The organism is Pseudomonas sp. fls2-241-TYG-175, from assembly GCF_030209155.1.
Lineage (GTDB): Bacteria > Pseudomonadota > Gammaproteobacteria > Pseudomonadales > Pseudomonadaceae > Aquipseudomonas > Aquipseudomonas viridiflava.
The window spans coordinates 39,745-57,412 of sequence record NZ_JARVSO010000036.1 but is presented as its reverse complement, the minus strand read 5'-3'; the positions used below and the strand labels follow the sequence as shown (position 1 = coordinate 57,412).

The following is a 17,668-nucleotide window of genomic DNA, read 5'->3' as shown; positions in this document are numbered from 1 at the left end:
GAATCAGCGCCAGGACTCAGCCTTCACCCACGTCGCGATCTGCGGTGTTCATGACGTCGCGGTACAAAAGCGCATCAGTGGCGTTGTATCTCTGAATAGCCAGATGACTTGTGTAGAACGACGAGCGCAGAGCGATGGGCACAATCAGTGTTGAGGCGGACTTGTGTCGGGAGAAGCCCCTCGCACTTTTTTGCGGCGGCCGATGCCATCGGTGCCCGGTTCAAGGTCATCGGGACTCGGCTGCCATCACACCTGCTCACCCGGCGTTTCAGGTCACAGCGTGCTGCCATGCTGCCTCTGCCAATCGCCCAGGAAGAAAACTGCATATGGCCCGCCTCTTGCTTTAGCACCCTCAGGTAGCCAACGGCGGTTGCCGCCACTCACGACAAAGACGTCGCTCATCTCTTCCGCTCACCCGGACAGAGAGGCGACGTTTTTGCGTTTGGCCCCGGCGATGGGGCCGGTGGAGTCGCCGGTATTCGGAACACTCCGCCACAGCGTCTGAAATTTTTCCACGTCGAGGGCACGAACCCCGACTGACCCGCTAGCAGATGATGAGGTGTGCCAATGGATACAAGCTTCTGGAAGGCCGGTCACAGACCGACCCTGTTCGCTGCCTTTCTCTACTTCGACCTGAGTTTCATGGTCTGGTACCTGCTGGGCCCGATGGCGGTCCAGATCGCCACCGACCTGCACCTGACCACCCAACAACGCGGCCTGATGGTCGCCACACCGATTCTGGCCGGGGCGATACTGCGCTTCTTCATGGGCCTGCTGGCCGATCAGCTGTCGCCCAAGACCGCAGGCATCATCGGTCAGGTGATTGTGATCGGTGCCCTGCTGACCGCCTGGCAACTGGGCATCCACAGCTATGAACAGGTCCTGCTGCTGGGCGTGTTCCTCGGCATGGCAGGCGCGTCGTTCGCGGTCGCGCTGCCTCTGGCGTCGCAATGGTATCCGCCACAGCATCAGGGCAAGGCCATGGGCATCGCCGGTGCCGGCAACTCGGGCACCGTACTCGCCGCGCTGATCGCGCCAGTTCTTGCCGCCAGTTTCGGTTGGGGCAATGTGTTCGGTCTGGCGCTGATCCCGCTGGTGCTGACCCTGATCGCCTTCACGCTGATGGCGCGCAATGCACCCGAGCGCAGCAAGCCCAAGTCCACTGCCGACTACCTCAAGGCCCTCGGCGACCGGGACAGCTGGTGGTTCATGTTTTTCTACAGCGTGACCTTCGGCGGCTTCATCGGCCTGGCCAGCGCCCTGCCCGGCTACTTCAACGACCAGTACGGCCTGAGCCCGATCACGGCCGGTTACTACACCGCAGCCTGCGTGTTCGGCGGCAGTCTGATGCGTCCGCTGGGCGGCGCGCTGGCCGACCGCTTCGGTGGCATCCGCACGCTGACCGCCATGTACGCAGTGGCAGCCATCGGCATCGCTGCAGTGGGTTTCAACCTGCCAAGCTCGTGGGCTGCACTGGCGCTGTTTGTCGCCGCCATGCTGGGCCTGGGCGCTGGCAACGGCGCGGTGTTCCAACTAGTGCCACAGCGCTTCCGCAAGGAAATCGGCGTCATGACGGGCCTGATCGGCATGGCGGGCGGCATCGGTGGTTTCCTGCTGGCCGCAGGCCTTGGCAGCATCAAGCAGAACACCGGTGACTATCAGCTGGGCCTGTGGCTGTTCGCAAGCCTGGCCGTGCTCGCCTGGTTCGGCCTGATGAACGTCAAGCGCCGCTGGAGAACCACCTGGGGTTCGGCGGCAGTGACCGCAGCACGGGTCTGACCGGTCCATGACGCTGCAACTGCGCTTTGCCGAGTTCAGCGCCAGCGGCCCGCGACCTGAGAATCAGGACGCCCTGCGCCTGGTGACCCCGGTCGCAGCCCTGGCGGCCAGCAAAGGTTATCTGTTTGCCCTGGCCGACGGGGTCAGCCAGTGTGCCGATGGCGCGCTGGCTGCGCAGTCGACCTTGCAGGCGCTCGCGCTGGATTATTACTCGACGCCGGAAACCTGGGGCGTGGCCCAGTCTCTGGATCGTCTGTTGCTGGCCCAGAACCGCTGGCTGCTGGCCAACGGTCTGCTGACCACCCTCAGCGCGCTGGTCCTGCGCGGCAGACGCTTCACCCTCGCCCACGTGGGCGATTGTCGCGCGTATCGCTGGCAAGACGGCAAGCTCAAACGCATCAGTGAAGACCATGTCTGGGAACAGGCCGACATGCAGCACGTGCTCAAGCGTGCGCTGGGGCTGGATCAGTACGTGGTCATGGACTATCTGGAGGGCGAGCTCTGTGAAGGCGAGCGCCTGCTGCTGGTCAGCGACGGCATCTGGGCGACGCTGGGCGATGCCAGCATCCGCTCGATCCTGACCGAACAGGACGATCTGGATGCCGCAGTCAGAACCCTGGTCAGCGCGGCGCATCTGGCGGGCAGTCAGGACAATGCCAGCGCCCTGCTCATTCAGGTCGACAGCCTGGGCGAGGATGATCTCGGGGATGCGCTGCTGCAGTTACAGCAATGGCCGTTACCGCCAGCACTCAAACCCGGCCAGATGTTTGAAGGCTGGAGCGTCGGCAATGTGCTCGCCCAGTCGCGGCAATCCATTCTGTACCGCGCCCACGATGCTCATGGGCTGCCCTGGCTGATCAAGACGCTGCCGTCTGCCCGGCATGACGAACCCGGTGCGGGTCAGGGCCTGCTGTTGGAGGAATGGTTCCTGCGCCGCGTGGCCGGGCGCTTCTTTCCGGAAATCCATCCGCTGCCCGAGCGTCAGCATTTGTATTACGCCATGCGCGAATACTCCGGGCGCACGCTCGCCCATCTTTTCTCTCTGTCCGGCCCCCTGCCGCTGGCGCAATGGCAGGATCTGGCCACTCGACTGCTGCGGGCCACGGGTCTTCTGCATCGACGCAACATCATCCATCGCGACATCAAGCCGGAGAACCTGCTGCTGGGTGACGACGGCGAGCTGCGCCTGCTGGATTTCGGGCTGGCGTTCTGTCCCGGTCTGTCGGTCGCCAATACAGATGATTTGCCAGGTACGCCGAGCTACATTGCACCGGAGGCCTTCAGCGGTGCCGAACCCAATCCGCAACAGGACCTGTACGCAGTCGGCGTCACGCTTTATTACCTGCTGACCGGTCAGTATCCGTATGGCGAAATCGAGGCTTTTCAGCACCGCCGCTTCGGCACACCGATTCCGGCCAGTCGCTACCGCCCCGACCTGCCGCTCTGGCTGAGTCAGAGCCTGGACAAGGCCGTGCAGGCCAATCCCGCCCAGCGTTATGAAACCGCCGAGCAGTGGCAGCTTGAACTGGAACAGGCCGAACAACGCCCAGTAGTCGCGCGACCCAGGCCATTACTGGAGCGCGAGCCGCTGAAGGTATGGCGTACGCTGGCACTGGTTTCTCTGCTTATCAATCTGGTCGGCCTGATCTGGCTGATGAGCCGCCATTAAGCGCTGAGCCGCCCTACATCGCCCCGCTTCTGTGCAACGCGCCTCAACGCAGTGCAGGCAACTCTCCCGCAATCGACCCGAACCCCCGCATTCGCGGCCTGATCAGAGTTGGCACAACCGCTGCATGATCTCCTTCAGAAGTTTCATAACGCGCCGCCCTCAACGATGAAGGCAGCGCTTCCCGAGAGAACGGGACCGGACAAAGGCGTCCTCGTCAGGCAACTGACGGGACGCCTTTTTTGTTTGCGCGCAATTTGTCGAGCGCACCCTGACGGTGACTCGGAGGCACGATGAAAAAACTCAAACTGGTGATGATTGGCAACGGCATGGCCGGCGTGCGCACACTCGAAGAGTTGCTCAAATTGAGCGAAGACTTGTACGACATCACAGTCTTCGGTGCCGAGCCACACCCCAACTACAACCGGATTCTGCTCTCGCCAGTGCTGGCAGGCGAACAGACGTTCGAAGAAATCGTACTCAACGACCTCGCCTGGTATGAAAACAACGGCATTCAATTGCTGCTGAATCGGCGCGTGGTCAGGATTGATCGCATCAAGCGTCTGGTGATCGCGGACGACGGCACGCAGGCCCATTACGACCGCCTGCTGATCGCTACCGGTTCGAGCCCGTTCATTCTGCCGATTCCCGGCAACACGCTGGAGGGCGTGATCGGCTATCGCGACATCGGCCACACCCGGGAAATGATCGACACCGCCGCCACGCACAAGCGCGCAGTGGTTATCGGCGGCGGTCTGCTGGGCCTGGAGGCGGCCAATGGCCTGAGCATGCGCGGCATGCAGGTCACGGTGGTCCATAACGGACAAACGCTGCTGGAGCGTCAACTGGACAAGACCAGCGGTCTGATGCTTCAGGCCGCGCTTGAACAGCGCGGTCTGAGCTTTCGCCTCAACGAGCAGACCGAGGCCTTGCTGGGCGACGATCACGGTCGCGTACAAGCCGTGCGCTTCAGGAACGGCGATGTCATCGCCGCTGATCTGGTGGTGATGGCAGCCGGAATTCGTCCCAATACCGAACTAGCCGAACAGGCTGGCCTGCCGTGCAGCCGTGGCATTCTGGTCAACGACACGCTGCAGACCTACGACCCGCGTATCTACGCCATCGGCGAGTGCGTCAGCCATCGAGGCATCGCCTACGGCCTGGTCGCACCTCTGTTCGAACAGGCCAGGGTCTGCGCCAATCACCTTGCGCAGCTGGGTTTCGCCCGTTACCAGGGCTCGGTGACGTCGACCAAGCTGAAAGTGACGGGAATCGACCTGTTCTCCGCTGGCGACTTTCTGGGTGGCGAAGGCACGGAAAGCATCACCCTGTCCGACCCTATCAGCGGGATCTATAAAAAACTGGTCATCAAGAATGACGTGCTGGTGGGTGCGTGCCTGTACGGCGACACCGCCGATGGCAGCTGGTACTTGAAACAGATTCGCGAAGGCCAGGGCATCGATGCCATTCGCAACCACCTGATGTTCGGCGAACCCGCTCCGACCGAGGCGGCGTGCGCATGACCCGCCTGGCGATCCCGACCACTCAAATCACGGCATCCACCTGCTGCTACTGCGGCGTGGGTTGCGGGGTGCTGATCGAGCACGACGGGCAGAACATTCTGGGCGTCAGTGGCGACCCGCAGCACCCGGCCAACTTCGGCAAACTGTGCAGCAAAGGCTCAAGCCTGCACCTGACCGGCGACATCGACGCGCGCGCACTTTACCCGGAACTGCGCCTGGGCAAAGATCTGGCCCGCAGTGTCACCGACTGGGATACGGCGCTGGACCACGCTGCCAACGTATTCGCCGACAGCATCCGTAAGCATGGCCCGGACAGCGTGGCGTTCTACATATCCGGCCAGTTGCTGACCGAGGATTACTACGCATTCAACAAACTGGCCCGCGCCCTGATCGGCACCAACAACATCGACAGCAACTCGCGGCTGTGCATGTCATCGGCCGTGGCGGGCTACAAACGCAGCCTCGGCGCCGACGCCCCGCCCTGCAGCTACGAAGACATCGAGCTGAGCGATTGCGTGATGATCGTCGGCAGCAACATGGCCTACGCCCATCCGATTCTGTTCCGTCGTCTGGAAGAAGCGAAAAGCCGCAGACCCGCGATGAAACTCATTGTCATCGATCCTCGGCGTACCGACACGTGCGAACTGGCCGATCTGCATTTGGCGATTCAGCCCGGCACCGACGTGGCGCTGTTTCACGGCATCCTGCATGTGCTGATGAGCGCGGGCCAGATCGATCAGGCGTTCATCGCCGCACACACTCAGGGCTACGACGACCTCGAAACGCTGGTCCGCGATTACCCGCCGGAGCATGTTGCACAGCTGTGCGGCATTGCGCTCGAGCAACTGCTGACCTGCGCCCGCTGGATCGGCGAAACGCCCAGCTTCCTGTCACTGTGGTGCATGGGGCTGAACCAGTCCACGGCGGGCAGCGCCAAGAACAGCGCGCTGATCAATCTTCACCTCGCAACGGGCCAGATCGGCCGCGTTGGCGCCGGCCCCTTCTCGCTCACCGGTCAGCCAAATGCCATGGGTGGCCGTGAAACCGGCAGCCTGTCCAACCTGCTGCCGGGCCATCGCGAAGCCGCCAACCCGGAACATCGCGCCGAAGTGGCCGAATACTGGGGCGTCGACCAGTTGCCCGCCAACCCCGGTCTGTCTGCCATCGAGCTGTTCGAACAGGTACAGAGCGGCAAGATCAAGGCGCTGTGGATTGCCTGTACCAACCCGGCGCAGTCACTGCCGGACCAGAACAGAATCAGAGAGGCGCTGCAGACCTGCCCGTTCGTGGTGCTTCAGGAAGCGTTCAAGACCACTGAAACGGCACGCTTCGCCGACCTGTTGCTGCCCGCCGCCAGTTGGGGTGAAAAGGAAGGCACGGTAACCAACTCGGAGCGACGGATTTCCAATGTACGAAAGGCGATTCAGGCTCCCGGCCAGGCACGTCCGGATTGGGCGATCACCGTGGACTTCGCCCAACGCCTGCAACGTCGGCTGCAGCCCGAAGCGCCCGCCCTGTTCGACTTCAGGAATCCGGCCGCCCTGTTCGATGAATTCAAAGGCCTGACCACCGGGCGCGACCTGGACATGTCCGGCATTGATCGCGCACTGATCGACCGGCAGGGTCCGCAGCAATGGCCATTCCCGCTGGGCGCCAGCGTCGGTACGCCGCGCCTGTACGCAGATGGCATCTTTCCGTCTCCATCGGGCCGGGCGCAGTTCCTGAGCGAGCCGTACGTGGCTGCCAGGGAACTGCGCGATGCCGACTTCCCGCTGACCCTCAACACCGGTCGCCTGCGTGACCAATGGCACGGCATGAGCCGTACCGGGACCGCTGCCCGCCTGTTCGGCCACGTCAGCGAAGCGGTGCTGGGTCTGCACCCGCAAGACTTGCAACTGCATGCGTTGCAGGCCGGCGATCTGATCAAACTGGTCAGCCGTCGCGGTGAACTGTATTTGCCGGTGAGCAGCGATGACAGCGTACGTCCCGGCCAGGCATTCCTGCCCATGCACTGGGGCGATCGCTTCCTCAAGGGTGGCGTGAATGTCCTGACCCAGCCGGCGTATGACCCGATTTCAAAACAGCCGGAACTCAAACATTCTGGCGTCAGGATTGAAAAAGCCGATCTGCCCTGGCAGTTTTTTGCGCTGGTGGAAGGCGATGTGCAGCAGCAATGGGAGCGTTTGCGCTCATTGTGTGGATCGTTCACCTACCTGAGTCTCGGCCTCGTCGGTCGCGAACGCCCCGCCCTGGTGATTCGGGCTGCAAACGCTGTTGCGCCGGACGCGAGCCTGCTGCACCAGATCGATGTGTTACTCAGCGTCGATGAAGGTCCGGTACTGGCCTACGACGACCCCAAGCGCGCCATCGGCAAGCGGGTGCGGATCGACAACGGTCGTATTACCGCCATCCGCCTGGCCGGCGAGACCCTGGCGCAGCATTGGTTGCAGACGCTGTGGCTCGAAGAGCGCGTCGATCTACCGCTGCGCCGCTGGCTGCTCGCGCCACTGAGCAGCCAGCCGGGCAAGGATGGTTCGCAAGCGCGCGACAAGACCCTGTGCAACTGCATGAACGTCAAACAGAGCGCCGTGCTGAAAGGCGTCGAAGCTGGCCTGGACTTGAATCAACTGAAGAAACAATTAGGCTGCGGGACGATGTGCGGTTCCTGCGTCCCTGAAATAAAAAGACTGATCAACACCGTGATGGTCACTGAATGAGGAACACAGCATGAGCGCAAAAGTCTGGCTGGTGGGCGCAGGCCCGGGTGATCCCGAATTGCTGACGCTCAAGGCCGTGCGGGCCTTGCATGAGGCGGATGTGGTGTTGATCGATGATCTGGTCAACCCCGCTGTGCTTGAGCACTGTCCTGCTGCAAGGGTTATCCCGGTCGGTAAGCGCGGCGGTTGTCGCTCGACGCCACAGGCCTTCATCCATCGCCTGATGCTGCGCTACGTGCGACAGGGTAAATGCGTGGTGCGCTTAAAGGGCGGAGACCCGTGCATCTTCGGCCGTGGCGGTGAGGAAGCAGAGTGGTTGCAGGAACGCGGCGTGGCAGTGGAGCTGGTCAACGGCATTACTGCTGGCCTGGCGGGTGCAACGCAATGCGGTATTTCGCTGACGCTACGCGGGATCAGCCGTGGGGTAACGCTGGTCACCGCCCATACTCAGGACGACAGCAGCCTCAATTGGCAGGCACTGGCGCAAAGCGGCACGACACTGGTGGTGTACATGGGCGTGGCGAAGCTGCCACAGATTCATGAGAACCTGCTGGCGGGAGGGATGAGCCCGGACATGCCGGTGGCGATGATCGAGAACGCGTCCCTGCCATCGCAACGTGAATGCCGCAGCACACTTGCAAACATGCAGCGTGATGCCGTTGCGTTCGAATTGAAGAGCCCTGCCATTCTGGTGATCGGCGCAGTCGCGGCAGCCGGTCAGGAAGTCTTGAATCAGACATTGCTGAATGATCTTCAGCAACAGGCCGGCTAAGTTCCAGCTTTATTGCCTACCCGCCAGCAGGCGCTGCGCGCTCAAATCGCAGACAAAGAAAAGCCCGGCCTGAGCCGGGCTTTTCAGTACAAGCGGCTAATTACTTAGCTTGAGCTTCTACTTCTGCTTCTACGCGACGGTTAACTGCGCGGCCAGACTCAGTTGCGTTGTCAGCAACTGGACGGGATTCGCCGTAACCAACCGAGTTTACGCGGCTAGCACCAACGCCATACTGGTTGACCAGGACCTGTTTAACGGCGTTTGCACGACGCTCGGACAGCTTCTGGTTGTAAGCGTCAGGACCGACGGAGTCAGTGTGACCTTCAACAGTGGTGGAGGTTTGTGGGTACTGCTGCATGAAGTCAGCGAGGTTCTTGATGTCGCCGTAGCTGCTAGGCTTGACTACGGATTTGTCGAAATCGAACTTCACGTCCAGCTCAACACGAACCACTTCAGCAACGGCTGGGCAGCCATCAGCGTCAACAGTTACGTTTGCTGGGGTGTCTGGGCACTTGTCAACGTTGTCGCAAACGCCATCGTTGTCGCTGTCGGAGCACACTTCAGCTACTGGAGCTGGTGCTGCTTCAACTTTCTTGCTGCCGCCACCGAAGTTAACGCCGATACCGACGCTTGGCGCCCACTCGGTGTCGCCTTGGTCGATGTTGTACTGAGCTTCAACGCCTGCACGGGCATAGAAGTTGTCAGTGAAGTACAGCTTCGCGCCGCCGCCAACGTTGGCGAAGGTGGAGCCGTTACGGCCGCCACGAGCGTCCTGGCCAATGCTCTGGTCAGAGAAACCGGCAGACAGGTAAGGACGCAGCATGTCGCCCGGGTTGTTGAAGTGGTACAGAGCGTCCAGGGCGGTGTTGGAGCCCTTGATGTTCTTGCCGCTGTCGCTACGGACGTTGTGAACTTCGTCGTAGCCCAGACGCAATTCAACGTCATCGGTCAGGAAGTAGCCAACGGAGCCGCCGAACAGGTTGCCGTCGTTTTTGAAGTTACGAGCGCTGTCGTAATATTCTTTCTTGGCGAAGCCTTCGATTTCGACCGCGCCTTGGCCTTGTGCCAGAGCGCCGAAAGAAGTTGCGGCAACAATAGTACCAATGGCCAAGCCCAAGGTGTTTTTCAGTTTCATCCGTTAAATCCCCATCTGATGATTGTAAAGCAGTCCCGCATAACTGGGGACAACTCGTCGGCAAGTCTACCAGACCTTGCCAGTTCGTTAGAGATATTTGCTCGCCGTTAAGTTTCGACGATACCTGCAAATTTCTCACGTAGTTTATCAAGCGCCCGCTTGTAACGCATTTTCGTTGCGCTCAAGCCCATGTGCATGATGTCTGCGATCTCCTGGAACTCCAGTTCTGCGACAAATCGCAGCACCAGAATCTCCCGATCAATCGGGTTCACGTGCACAAGCCAGCGATCGAGACCGCCCCGCTCTTCAGGTTTTGGCGTCTTTTCTTCCGACGCTTCCTCAAGCGGATCCAGACTCAAAGCGTCCATCAAGCGACGCTTACGCCGTTCCTTCCTGTATTGAGTGATGCACTCGTTGTACGTGATGCTGTAGAGCCAGGTCTTGAATTTCGATTTACCCTCGAAATTCTTCAAGCCATACAACACCTTAAGCATCACCTCCTGACAGACATCGTCCGCGTCGCGATCGTTCCCTAAATAACGTGCACAGACGTTAAAAAGTGTCCGCTGATAGCGACGCATCAATTCTTCATACGCCCGCGTCACGTTGAACAGCTCGACGTGGGCGCGTGCCACCAGCTCCTCATCCGAGAGCTCGTGTGGATCGTAGCGCGTTGAAAGCGGTTGAGGTTTATTCAAAACGAATCTTGCCGACAGTCAGGTCAATGTCCGCCACAGCCCTTTCCGGCAACTTGGCGGCATAGATTAGCAGGTTAGCCGCTTAACGGCTGCTTACTCTCTGATCGAGGAGGATGCGGTTGGAAAAAGAAACCAGCTCCCCTTCGTCTGTCAGCAGGGTCGTCTTGACCGTACCGATTTCCTCTATCTGCCCCTCGGTGTCGCCTATCTGCACCTGCTGGCCCACCTGATAAAGTTCACGCACATAAATTCCGGCGATGATCTGACCTGCAATTTCGCGACTTCCCAGGCCCAACGCCAGGGCGACCGCCAGACCAACGGTCAGCAAGGCAATCACGATCACATGGTTCAGCAGGTCGGTTTTGACCTCCAGCTGGCTGATCGCGACAGAAATGCTGATGATAATGACCAGCCCCTGGGCAATTCGCCCGAGTCCGGCGGAGTAATCGATGCCGACGCCTTCAGCCGCACCGCGCACCAGTCCATTGACCAGTTGCGCCAGCAAGACACCGACCAGCAGCACCAGTGCCGCGCCGAACACCTTCGGCAGATACAGCGCCAGCATGTCGAGCGTGGCCGATACGCGCTGCAGACCCAGAGATTCTGCAGCGGATACCAGGAAAATCAGCAACACAAACCAGTAAACGATCCTGCCGATAAGTGTGGAGATCGGCACCTTGACGCCCGCACGCCCCATGATCTTGGTCAGCCCTGTGCCGCCGACCAGACGATCCAGCCCCAGCTTGGCGAGCAGTTTGGACAGCAGCGCATCAAGCAGCTTGGCTACGGCAAAGCCGAGCACCACCACGACGAGCGCGCCAAACAGGTTGGGGATGAAGTTTGCAACTTTGGTCCACAATGCAGTCATTGCAGCAAGAAGGCTCTGCGTCCAGAGGTTCAATTCCATGCTCAATCAGCCTTATCGGTAGAACGGGCACCAGATCCGGTGCGACGGGAAACGGGAGCGACATGGGCAGAACCGTTGTTGAGTGCGATCATCATCGCCTCGGACCAACGGCCCAGCAGCCCGAACAACACACCGGCACCGACCTGGCGGTTGGCGGTTTTCAGGACTCGCCCCAGACATGCATCGTCGTCCCGGCTGGAGGATGACGAGTTAAGCATGTCACGTAAAGATTCTTCAAACGGATCGTGCATCAGGCACCTCACGCAATGTAAGTCAAAGACGTGACGCTTTGCGGGTGAGTCACAAACGCTTCGTGAAAAAACATATAAGTATAAGCCTTATACCCAACGCAACCGTCTGAACAGCCACCACTGCCCTGCCGCCAGCGCGACGATCAGACCGCACGCGACCAGAAAACCGTAGGGATTTTCCGCCCCCGGAATACCCCCGACATTGATACCCAGCAGGCCGGTCAGAAAACTCATGGGCAGGAAGATACCGGTGATGATGCCGAAGCGGTAAAGGGTGCGATTCATGTGCTCGCGCAGACGCCGGTCTTCGGACTCAAGCAGCAGCCCGACTCGCTCTCGGGTCAGTTCAAGCTCTTCAAGGTAACGGGTCAGGCTGTTGTTCAACTCGTTCCAGTAGTCGGCGTCTTCACTGTCGAACCAGGTCAGTTTGATCCGTGAAAGCTGACCATAGATATCGCGCTGCGGCCCCAGAAAACGCCTGAGACCTGCCGCACGACGGCGGATGTGCAGCAACTTGCCATGTTCGGGACTGTACCGTTCGTCGGCGTCGGTCTTTTCTTCTTCCTCATCGACCGATTCAGTCAGCTCACCCACCAGGTCCTGAACCTTGTCAGTCAGGTACTGGGCCAGATAGAGAATCAGTTCCGACGCCGTTTTGGGGCCTTTGGACTGGCCGAGGAGCTCAATCAGTTCTTCAGTGGCGCGCAAGGGCCGCAGCCGCAACGAGATGACCCGCTGCGCCGCCGCGAAAATCCGCACCGAAACCATGTCTTCCGGCTCCGCGCCGGGATTGAGGTTCACGCCGCGCAGAAACAGCAGCAACTCCTCGTCCGGCAAGGCCAGTAGACGCGGCCGGGTATTTTCTTCAAGCAGCAGATCGCAGGCGAACTCGCTCAGGCCGCTGGCGGTGCGCAACCATGTCTGGGTCTGCGGATGACTGCGATCCCAATGCAGCCACAGGCTTTCCTGCGGCTGCATCTGAAGGTCCTGAAGCTCGGTCCGGGCGATGAAACGCGCCCCACCCTTACCATCCAATACGAGGGCATGAACCAGCCCCCACTGCGCGTTTGCTTCATCGAACATTAATACGTCGCTTATTCCGGCATGGTCAGGGGGGAAGGAGAAATGATCACGCCGTTGTTGTCGGCGTACAGATAATCGCCCGGCTTGAAGGTCACACCACCGAAGGTCACCGGCACGTTCAGCTCACCGATGCCGCGCTTCTCGCTTTTCTTCGGATGGCTGGCCAGCGCCTGCACACCCAGATCGGTCTGGGCCAGCATATCCACGTCGCGCACGCAGCCGTAGATCAGCAGACCTTCCCAGCCATTTTTCGAGGCCTGCTCGGCGACCATATCGCCCAGCATTGCGCAACGCAGCGAACCGCCGCCGTCAACCACCAGGACCTTGCCCTTGCCGTCCAGAGCAATCTGCTCCTTGACCAGTGAGTTGTCTTCGAAACACTTGAGGGTGACGATCTGGCCGCCAAACGAGTCGCGTCCACCGAAATTGCTGAACATCGGCTCGACAACCTGTATCAGGTCCGGATAAGCGTCACACAGATCGGGGGTGAGGTAGTGCATGAGGTCAACTCCTGTCATTGAGGCATGGGCTCAAGAATGGTGCAGATCAGCGTGCTGCGCAGTGCAGTGTCTTTATAGCGACTTTAACCGCTAACTGCCTACTGCCACCTGAAACTCGGCTGTCTGTTCAGCAGACCGCTCGCCCAGCCAATCGATCACTCGGGGCCAGACCTGTTGCTGCGCGCCCTTGCTGACCAGCATCTGCACATGACCGAAATCTTCGTTGAAGCCATGCTCGCGGCCCAGACAGAGAAACTGCTTGAGTTCGCTGCCCACCTGATCGAACAGCATTCGACAGGCCCACACCGGATCCTGGTGATCGCCCACTGCCGCCACTGCCAACAACGGAACCTGAACGGCTTTCAAGCCTGCCCACCAGTCACCGTGACGATCACCGAAACGCCCGAACAGACCGTGCCAGCGCATGCTTTCAAGCAATATACCCATAGGCTCGTCTTCCGGGCCGCGCTTGAAACGCGGACCGGACACGTGCTCGAAGCGTTTGAGCAGAAGGCGACTGGACCATTGCAGCGGGGGAATCTTCAGCGGCCAGTAGCTGCGACTGATCTGGCTGCCGAACAGCGCCACTGACGCTGCGCTTTCGATGCCGAGGTATTCGCCGCCCAACGCTGCGGCCAGCGTGGTGCCACCCAGCGAATGACCGATCCAGTGCGGTAACTGCCCGCTTTGCTCTTGTACGAAGGCGGCGATTGCTGGCACGTCATAACGGGCGTAATCGGCCACGCAATTGCTGCGGTAGTTCTGATTGCGCGCCGACAGCCCGTGTCCACGCATTTCGGGAATCCAGACGTCATAACCGGCACGCGCCAGAAACGGCCCCAGACCGATACCCTTGGGCGAATACCAGAACCTGCGATTGGAAAAACTGCCGTGTACCAGAATGACCGGAATGCCCCGTCCATGAGCCTGATCGACCAGACCCAGACGGGTCACGGCCAGTTCGACGCTCGGGTCAGGACTGTTGGCAGGTTTGAGGCGGTAGACATCCTCGACCAGATCACCACGACGCTCGGCACTGATCAAGGCAACGGGAAATAGGTGGCTGCTGCTTTGCATATTGCTCTTTTTCGGAAATTCAAAGGCATCGGGTCGCCTCTGACAGACTGTATGAAACTGCGTGTAGGTGCGCTGTGAGGCGCATAAAAAAGGCGGTCTCCGAAAAAACCGCCTCTTTTTGATGAAACCCTGAACCACAAGACGGCTCAGGGCTTTTTCGCGTCACATCAGACCGGCGCTTGCGCCTCGGCCAGGAAGAACCAGGTTTCCAGCACCGAATCGGGGTTGAGCGAAACACTCTCGATGCCCTGATCCATCAGCCAGCGCGCCAGATCCGGGTGATCGGAAGGCCCCTGACCGCAGATGCCGATGTACTTGCCAGCCTTGTTACAGGCCTGAATGGCGTTGGACAGCAGCTTCTTGACCGCAGGGTTGCGTTCGTCGAACAGGTGCGCGATGACGCCCGAATCACGATCCAGACCGAGGGTCAGCTGCGTCAGATCGTTGGAGCCGATGGAGAACCCGTCGAAGTACTCGAGGAACTCTTCAGCCAGAATCGCGTTGGACGGCAGCTCGCACATCATGATGATGCGCAGACCGTTTTCGCCGCGCTTCAGGCCGTTGGCCGCCAGCAGGTCGATGACCTGGCTCGCTTCGCCCAGGGTGCGCACGAACGGCACCATGATCTCGACGTTGGTCAGGCCCATGTCTTCACGTACACGCTTGAGGGCACGGCATTCCAGCTCGAAGCAATCGCGGAAGTTTTCGCTGATGTAACGCGATGCACCGCGGAAACCCAGCATCGGGTTTTCTTCTTCCGGCTCGTACAGTTTGCCGCCGATCAGGTTGGCGTATTCGTTGGACTTGAAGTCCGACAGACGCACGATGACCTTTTTCGGGGTAAACGCGGCAGCCAGGGTGCTGATGCCCTCGACCAGCTTCTCGACGTAGAAGCCGACCGGATCGTCGTAACCGGCGATGCGCTTGTCGACGCTGTCCTTGATTTCCGGCGGCAGCAGCGAGTAGTTCAGCAGCGCCTTCGGGTGCACGCCGATCATCCGGTTGATGATGAACTCCAGACGCGCCAGGCCGACACCGGCGTTGGGCAGCTGGGCGAAATCGAACGCGCGGTCCGGGTTGCCGACGTTCATCATGATCTTGAACGGCAGCTCGGGCATGGCATCGACCGAGTTGGTCTTGATGTCGAAACCCAGCTCGCCTTCAAAAATGTAACCGGTGTCGCCTTCGGCGCAGGAAACCGTCACACCCTGCCCGTCCTGCAGCAACTGGGTGGCGTTGCCGCAACCCACAACGGCCGGAATGCCCAGTTCACGCGCAATGATCGCTGCGTGGCAGGTGCGACCGCCACGGTTGGTGACAATGGCACTGGCGCGCTTCATGACCGGTTCCCAGTCGGGGTCGGTCATGTCGGAGACCAGCACGTCACCTGCCTGGACCTTGTCCATCTCGGACACGTCCTTGATGATCCGCACCTTGCCCGCGCCGATGCGCTGACCGATTGCGCGACCTTCGACCAGCACCTTGCCGGTCTCCTTGAGCAGGTAGCGCTCCATGACGTTGGCCGAGGCGCGGCTCTTCACGGTTTCAGGACGCGCCTGAACGATGTAGAGCTTGCCATCGTCACCGTCCTTGGCCCACTCGATGTCCATCGGGCACTTGTAGTGCTTCTCGATGATCATGGCCTGTTTGGCCAGTTCGGACACTTCGGCATCGGTCAGGCAGAAACGCGCACGATCCGCAGGCTCGACGTCGATCACCTTGACCGAACGACCGGCCTTGGCTTCTTCGCCGTAGATCATCTTGATGGCCTTGCTACCCAGGTTGCGACGCAGGATCGCAGGACGGCCAGCGGCCAGGGTATCTTTGTGTACGTAGAATTCGTCCGGATTGACTGCGCCCTGCACAACCGTTTCACCCAGGCCGTAGGCGCCGGTGATGAACACCACGTCGCGAAAGCCCGACTCGGTATCCAGGGTAAACATCACGCCCGCAGTACCGGTTTCGGAACGCACCATGCGCTGCACGCCAGCGGAGAGTGCGACCAGCTTGTGATCGAAGCCCTGATGCACGCGGTAGGAAATGGCGCGGTCGTTGAACAGCGAGGCGAACACTTCCTTGGCGGCACGAATGACGTTCTCGACGCCACGGATGTTCAGGAAGGTTTCCTGCTGGCCTGCGAAGGAGGCATCAGGCAGGTCTTCGGCGGTGGCGGAAGAACGCACGGCAACGGCCAGATTCGGATTGCCTGCCGACAGCGCGGCAAACGCAGTGCGAATCTCGGCGTTGAGCTTCTCGGGGAACTCGGCTTCCATGATCCACTGACGAATCTGCGCGCCTGTTCTGGCCAGGGCGTTGACGTCGTCGACATCAAGAGCATCCAGAGCTGCGTGGATCTGATCGTTCAGACCGCTGAGCTCGAGAAAATCACGGTAGGCCTGGGCCGTAGTCGCGAAACCACCAGGCACTGAGACACCAGCGCCTGCGAGGTTGCTGATCATTTCGCCGAGGGATGCGTTCTTGCCTCCCACATGCTCCACATCATGGACGCCGAGCTTATCGAGGGAAACTACGTACTCTACCAAGGTGATCTCTCCACTAACTGTGTTTATTGTTGGGAAAAGCTCATTCACCGGGGTCACGGCAACGCGACCGCAGGCGTTTCGGAACAGGCGCGAACCCGAACCTTCAAAATAGGCGAGAATGCAGACTCTCAGGGCCCGCAAGCGCGCCTATGATATCCAGAAATCGTCAACTGCTTAAGGCCAGGGGCGCAAATGAAACGATCCGCTTTCTTCATCTCCGACGGGACCGGCATCACGGCCGAGACCCTTGGGCAAAGCCTGTTAGCGCAATTTGAAAACATCACGTTCAACAAGTTCACCAGGCCCTATATCGACAGCGTCGAGAAAGCGCGGGCGATGGTACAACAAATCAACAAGGCCGCCGACAAGGACGAGGTGCGGCCGATCATCTTCGACACCATCGTCAATCAGGACATCCGGGAAATCCTGGCGACGTCGAACGGCTTCATGATCGATATTTTCTCGACCTTCCTGGCGCCGCTGGAACTGGAGCTTAGTTCACACTCCTCGTATTCGGTGGGCAAATCGCACTCCATCGGTCACAACTCCAACTATATGGAGCGCATCGAGGCGGTCAATTTCGCACTGGATAACGATGACGGTGCGCGCACGCATTACTACGACAAGGCCGACATCATTCTGGTCGGTGTCTCGCGCTGCGGAAAGACCCCGACCTGCCTGTACATGGCCATGCAGTTCGGCATCCGCGCAGCCAACTATCCGCTGACCGAAGACGACATGGAACGCCTGCAACTGCCTGCGGCGCTCAAGCAGCATCGCGAGAAACTGTTCGGCCTGACCATCGACCCGGATCGCCTGACGGCCATTCGTCACGAACGCAAACCCAACAGTCGCTACTCAAGCTTTGCCCAGTGCGAATTCGAAGTACGGGAAGTGGAGAGTCTGTTTCGCCGGGAGAACATCCCGAACATTAACTCCACCCATTTCTCGGTGGAAGAAATCTCCGCCAAGGTGCTGGTGGAGAAAGGGGTTGAGCGGCGGTTCAAGTAGGGGCCA

The 17,668-nt window shown here is 60.1% G+C and carries 14 protein-coding genes and 1 pseudogene; 7 read left to right on the top strand and 8 right to left on the bottom strand.

What is annotated here, in order from left to right:
• Positions 1 to 567 precede the first annotated feature (567 nt).
• The 5 genes and pseudogenes from QRN20_RS21790 to cobA all read left to right on the top strand — a co-directional run bounded on the left by QRN20_RS21790 (position 568) and on the right by cobA (position 8,457).
• Entirely contained in the window at positions 568 to 1,779 is a 1,212-nt protein-coding gene (locus QRN20_RS21790; RefSeq protein ID WP_043306404.1) for a nitrate/nitrite transporter, read from the top strand.
• 7 nt (positions 1,780 to 1,786) lie between these two features.
• Entirely contained in the window at positions 1,787 to 3,448 is a 1,662-nt protein-coding gene (locus QRN20_RS21785; protein WP_122605093.1) for a bifunctional protein-serine/threonine kinase/phosphatase, read from the top strand.
• 290 nt (positions 3,449 to 3,738) lie between these two features.
• Positions 3,739 to 4,944, top strand: a pseudogene (locus QRN20_RS21780) (NAD(P)/FAD-dependent oxidoreductase); the annotation flags it as partial.
• 20 nt (positions 4,945 to 4,964) lie between these two features.
• On the top strand, positions 4,965 to 7,685 hold the full coding sequence (locus tag QRN20_RS21775) for a nitrate reductase (protein ID WP_122605091.1): 2,721 nt from the start codon (positions 4,965 to 4,967) through the stop codon (positions 7,683 to 7,685).
• A gap of 10 nt (positions 7,686 to 7,695) precedes the next feature.
• Entirely contained in the window at positions 7,696 to 8,457 is a 762-nt protein-coding gene (gene cobA / locus QRN20_RS21770) for a uroporphyrinogen-III C-methyltransferase (protein ID WP_025996042.1), read from the top strand.
• Positions 8,458 to 8,557: 100 nt separating this feature from the next.
• Here cobA and QRN20_RS21765 read toward each other — a convergent pair whose 3' ends face one another.
• The 8 genes from QRN20_RS21765 to ppsA form a co-directional block, all read right to left on the bottom strand.
• The gene (locus tag QRN20_RS21765) at positions 8,558 to 9,592 is read right to left on the bottom strand and encodes an OmpA family protein (RefSeq protein ID WP_025996041.1); all 1,035 of its coding nucleotides are present in this window, start codon (positions 9,590 to 9,592) and stop codon (positions 8,558 to 8,560) included.
• Positions 9,593 to 9,699: 107 nt separating this feature from the next.
• Positions 9,700 to 10,290, bottom strand: coding sequence for an RNA polymerase sigma factor SigX (gene sigX / locus QRN20_RS21760; protein WP_004885689.1), 591 nt, complete (start codon positions 10,288 to 10,290; stop codon positions 9,700 to 9,702).
• Between the two features lie 82 nt (positions 10,291 to 10,372).
• Positions 10,373 to 11,197 carry a mechanosensitive ion channel family protein gene (locus QRN20_RS21755; RefSeq protein ID WP_004885692.1) on the bottom strand — a complete coding sequence of 275 codons (825 nt, stop codon included), beginning with the start codon at positions 11,195 to 11,197 and terminating at the stop codon, positions 10,373 to 10,375.
• A gap of 2 nt (positions 11,198 to 11,199) precedes the next feature.
• Positions 11,200 to 11,448, bottom strand: coding sequence for a hypothetical protein (locus tag QRN20_RS21750; RefSeq protein WP_004885697.1), 249 nt, complete (start codon positions 11,446 to 11,448; stop codon positions 11,200 to 11,202).
• An 87-nt stretch (positions 11,449 to 11,535) separates the two neighbouring features.
• Positions 11,536 to 12,531 (bottom strand): divalent cation transporter CmaX, encoded by a 996-nt coding sequence (gene cmaX / locus QRN20_RS21745; protein ID WP_029244454.1) that lies wholly within the window; start codon positions 12,529 to 12,531, stop codon positions 11,536 to 11,538.
• Positions 12,532 to 12,542: 11 nt separating this feature from the next.
• A complete protein-coding gene (gene rraA, locus QRN20_RS21740; RefSeq protein WP_029244453.1) occupies positions 12,543 to 13,031 on the bottom strand; it encodes a ribonuclease E activity regulator RraA in 489 nt (162 codons plus the stop codon).
• A gap of 90 nt (positions 13,032 to 13,121) precedes the next feature.
• Positions 13,122 to 14,108, bottom strand: a complete 987-nt coding sequence (locus QRN20_RS21735; RefSeq protein WP_029244452.1) for an alpha/beta fold hydrolase — start codon at positions 14,106 to 14,108, stop codon at positions 13,122 to 13,124.
• Positions 14,109 to 14,275: 167 nt separating this feature from the next.
• Positions 14,276 to 16,651: a phosphoenolpyruvate synthase gene (ppsA, locus tag QRN20_RS21730; protein WP_025996036.1), complete on the bottom strand. Its 2,376-nt coding sequence runs from the start codon at positions 16,649 to 16,651 to the stop codon at positions 14,276 to 14,278.
• On the opposite strand from ppsA, the gene QRN20_RS26955 reads away from it, so the two are divergent.
• On the top strand, positions 16,598 to 16,804 hold the full coding sequence (locus tag QRN20_RS26955; RefSeq protein ID WP_371306709.1) for a hypothetical protein: 207 nt from the start codon (positions 16,598 to 16,600) through the stop codon (positions 16,802 to 16,804). The two genes, ppsA and QRN20_RS26955, sit on opposite strands and share 54 nt — an antisense overlap.
• Positions 16,805 to 16,843: 39 nt before the next feature.
• Positions 16,844 to 17,662, top strand: coding sequence for a posphoenolpyruvate synthetase regulatory kinase/phosphorylase PpsR (gene ppsR / locus QRN20_RS21725; RefSeq protein ID WP_004885714.1), 819 nt, complete (start codon positions 16,844 to 16,846; stop codon positions 17,660 to 17,662).
• Positions 17,663 to 17,668 lie beyond the last annotated feature (6 nt).